Genomic DNA, 4,596 nt, shown 5'->3' with positions numbered 1-4,596 from the left:
ATCGATTGCCAAATGCCACACTGCCAAGATCCGACTAAGTCTGACTTCACTCAACTGATCGAAGTGTCTCTTTCTTATCGCAAAATTGATTGGGAACACACCGTTGCAGGGACATCAGGCTCTGATGACTGGCGTGCACCACTCGAAGGTTAATTCTTCACACTTTATTTATGGGCTCTGTCATGAGCCCATTGTTCTCTGCATTTTTTGTCTTTTTTATTGCGTGTTTGTCACAGTTAAATGGGAGCTTTTATGTCAACGAATGACGCTAACAATACCCCTAAACCCCGTTTGGTATTAGATGATCCGACATCATCACCCTCTTTCAAAATAGGGATGACATTCTCTGAACAACAAGCCCGCATTAAAAAATACAGCGAATTACTTGAAACCCTAGGAAAGGGGTTACTTCATACGGGGTTAGTGTTTACTTGCCAAATTGGCGATTTACCTGAAAGCACTTTTCAAGTCACACAGTTTGATTTAAATGAAGAGTTATCAGCGCTTTTCACACTTTCGATACAAGCAGTAAGCGAGCAAAGTGATATTGATTTCGCCAACCAATTAGGCGTGGCTTCATCATTAACCGTCAGTCGTGACGGTAAAACAATCCGTACGGTTCAAGGCTTACTGGCGAGTGCCGAACAAGGCAACACCGACGGCGTTAAAACGGGGTATCAATTTGTTATTCGCCCTGAAATGTGGGTGATGACGCTTAATCAAGATAGCCGTATATTCCAACATAAAACGGTGCCTCAAATTCTTCAGCAATTGCTAGATGAAGCGCATATCAAATATGACAACCAATTTTATCAACCTGAACTGCATCAAACTCGTCGTTATATCACGCAAAAGCGCGAATCCGCTTATGCCTTCTGGTGTCGCCTAGCCTTTGAAGAAGGGATCAACTTTTGGTTTGAAGAAGGGCCAAAACTGTTTTATAGCGACAATCATTTAGGGATGACGGCGGGGATCACGCTGACGTATAACCCACAAGCGGAAACGGATATTACCGATACCACAGCAACGACATGGCGCTATACCGAACGTTTATGCAGTGATGTACGCATTGATAAAGATTATAACCCAACACGTCCTTCTTATCCGTTATCGCAAAACACAACGGGTGACGTCCATCAGCAACACCCTGTTTTTGAAAGCTATGGCCGTTTTCAAGAAGAGGAAGAAGCTCAGCCATTGAATCAATTGCGTTATGAGCAATCTCAAAATTATCGTCAAACCGGCTCGGCAAGCACTAACTGTTTTGCATTAATGCCGGGCAAAGTGTTTACCTTAACCCATCACTCAAGTGCGCGTATGAATTCGCGTTGGCAGGTGATCAGCGTTTCGCATCATGGCGTACAGCCCTCTGCGGATAATGGCGGTGGTGAGGGAACTCAACTTTCAAACAATGTCACTTTTATTCCCGGTACGCAGGAATGGCGACCGCCTTTTCATTATAAACCGCTGGCGGATGGTGATGAGTTGGCGACAGTCGTTGGTCCAGAGGGTGAGGAGATTTACACCAATGAACAAGGTGCGGTAAAAGTTTATTTTCATTGGGATAGACGCGGAAAGCCTGATCATAGTGGCTCGTGTTGGTTGCGAGTGGCACAAGGGTGGAATGGTGATGGCTTCGGCTTTATGGCGATCCCTCGCATTGGGCAAGAGGTGATTGTTTCTTATTTAAATGGCGATATTGATAGACCAATTATCACCGGTTGCACCTATAACGGTCGTAATGCTCCCCCACTTGATTTACCCAAAGAAAAAACCCGAACCACCTTTCGTACCAAGACCCATAAAGGCACAGGGTTTAATGAGTTGCGATTTGAGGATGCCGGCGGACGCGAAGAAGTGTATTTACATGCGCAGAGGGATTTAAATATTCATGTGCAACATGATAGTCATTGGCATACTCAACATGATTTCAAGCATCGCATTGATAATCAACGTTTTACTGAAATTTTAGGTGATGATCACCTTATTATGCAAGGAACACAGAAATCATTAATTGAAGGTGATGTTTCATTACAAATTAAAGGTGCTAAACATAGCAAAATTGATGATGAATTAATTGTCGAAAGTGGTATGGAAACGAGCTTTAAAAGTGGTGGAAAAATTATTCTTGAAGCAGGAACAGAAATCACACTAAAAGTAGGAAGTAGCTTTATCCGTCTTACTCCAAGTGCAATTTTTACTTCTGGTAATTTAGATATCGGCTCTAGTGGTCCGGGGAATGGGCAATCTCCAATTATTCAACTTCCAGATGGTGTTATACCTTTCGAGCAACCCCCTTATGCAATTAAGAAGTATTGTGCTGTACAAGCACAAATGTTAGGAAGTTGGATAATCAAGGAAGGTAGCCAAAAATGAGAAAAATGACTTGGGTTCAATGGATTATTTCATCATCAGAGCCAGTTTATTTATTAATAAATACATTAGCTAAGCCTAATCCAATTAATGTCATGTATGCCAATGATTGGATAGAAAAAGCATTCCCTTTGTATTATAAAACACCCCTTGCTCACCTAATTGCTCAAAGCCCATGGCTAGTACAAATAAAACCTGAATCATATATTCCTTTAAGTCAGTTGCTTGATAGCAAAACGTTTAGTGATGATTCTTGGGGATGGGCTTATCGAAGCCAGCTATCATGGGATAAACAATTATTACATTGGCAGGTTAAGCAGGTCGTTCACTTATCTAATGAATCTGTTTTATTAAGACTCGCTGATACTAGAATTGCTCGTATCCTTATTCCTGAAATGATCTATTCCGATTGGCGTAGTTTAATGATGCCAATCAGAGATATCCTGATTGATTTGGATGAACCAACTCAAATTATTTCTCTTAATAAAGAAATTGAATTTCTTGATCCGATATTACAACAACGTCCTTTTATATTAGATACACATTTGATTCGAGCATGGCAAAACTCCAAGTACGCATTAACACTTTATATCGAGAATTTATCTTGTGAACTTTGGGAGAATATCCCCCAGCAGGCGCAATTATTAGACACACCAGAAGGAATTTTAAATAAAAGAATATCTGACTGGCTTCAGTATCAGCGTAATAAATTAGCTGATTTAAATTTTCTTACTTATCAGAAATTTCAGCAATATGCTGAATCTCAAGGATGGTTAGTTACTCAAAGGAATGAAAAATGAGTGAGCTAAGAGATTGTTTACAGTGTGATAATTATAGGTTTTACCTTGAAATTCAATTAATCGATGATAAAGGATATCCATTAAATGATATACCTTTACTTTTACTCGAAAGAGGAACTAAAAAACAGCATCAAGGTATAACTGACCCCTTCGGTCTCCTTAAAATAGAGGGGTTGAGTAACAGACCACTTCAATTAATTATTGATGCACAAAAATTAGCAGATAAGTTGACAACAGAGCCACAGGGTTCAGTTATCCATACTAATTATGCTTCTATGGAGCAATATTGTTCTATAGAGAATTACATTCTAAGTTCACATCATCTTGCTGGCGATTTTAATCAGCAATTGCCCGATACTGTGCATGAAATGTCTCAAGGACAAATTCAACGATCGTCTCATTATAGAAATTGCCAAAAAGGTTATTCTATATTTCCACCTTACAATCAACGAATAGTTATTTCTATTCAATCTATTGCTGAACCTGTATTTGCTAAATCAGAATTGAGAGGTTTAGGAAATACACAAGCAGGTACACAAAAAGAGCCAGTGTGTCACTTTGGACGATGCAATTTAAATGGGCTAAAAGAAGGTGAATTTGTTCAAGCCATGATGTTCCCATTTCCTGTACCGAGTTTATTTCCAGCAGGTGGTAGCGGAGTAATGGCTGGAGCGGGTATTAGTGCTGCTTATCAATCGATGGATCAAGATTTTGCTAATATATCAACTAGGCCTATTTTCCCTAAATTTAGAAATCATGAGCCGTTAATTAGTACATCATTTGTAATGGCAGGGGGATTATTTTGGGTATCAACAGGCGTTTTTATTCGCCAATTATTTAATGATGACACTCTATCCTATGATGATTTACTCGAAAAGGCAGAAAATAATGAATTGGTACCAACAAGGATAAGAATTGCAGTTAATGATCAAGGTATTGCTATTCCTTACCATACTGCAAAAGGAAGTGGTAAAGAGTATGTGCCTATTATTAAAGGGGAATTAGCTTATGAATATGAAGCAAATGAAGTCCGTTCTTTAGGAGGATATCAATCAAATGATGGATTACCTTCTGAAGTTACACAGGCAAATATTTACCGTTTTATAACTCAATATGGTGTCACATATTACTTGGGAGTCACTTCATCAGGCAAAATCATTAATTTATCAGTTAAAGCTGATGATCAAGGAATACGATTAGTTAATCCTGGTTTCCCAATACAAAATCCAGATGAGTTGCCACCGCCACATACAGGAACACCAGCACAAGATTTATCAGAATTTAATTCTAATTCAGCAGGTGGATACCAGATCTATGATGAAGAACCAATAATTACCGTAACCCCTGTACCACCTGATATTGATTTTAGAGATTTTATTTTTATTACTCCAATTGCAAATGTACCTGCAATTTATGTGTATTT

The 4,596-nt window shown here is 39.1% G+C and carries 3 protein-coding genes and 1 pseudogene; all 4 read left to right on the top strand.

What is annotated here, in order from left to right:
• Positions 1-153 (top strand): annotated as a pseudogene (locus INT39_RS22125) (type VI secretion system tube protein Hcp); the annotation flags it as partial.
• 99 nt (positions 154-252) lie between these two features.
• Positions 253-2,376: a type VI secretion system Vgr family protein gene (locus INT39_RS22120; RefSeq protein WP_193017586.1), complete on the top strand. Its 2,124-nt coding sequence runs from the start codon at positions 253-255 to the stop codon at positions 2,374-2,376.
• A complete protein-coding gene (locus tag INT39_RS22115; RefSeq protein ID WP_193076128.1) occupies positions 2,373-3,173 on the top strand; it encodes a DUF4123 domain-containing protein in 801 nt (266 codons plus the stop codon). Before INT39_RS22120 ends, INT39_RS22115 begins: the two co-directional genes overlap by 4 nt.
• Positions 3,170-4,596, top strand: a 1,427-nt coding sequence (locus INT39_RS22110) for a hypothetical protein (protein ID WP_193076127.1), incomplete at its 3' end; no start/stop codon positions are given. The genes INT39_RS22115 and INT39_RS22110, both read left to right, overlap by 4 nt.

It is taken from the genome of Pseudomonas sp. FME51, from assembly GCF_014897305.1.
Note: the sequence above shows the minus strand (reverse complement) of the source record. Positions and strands in the feature narration are given on the sequence as shown.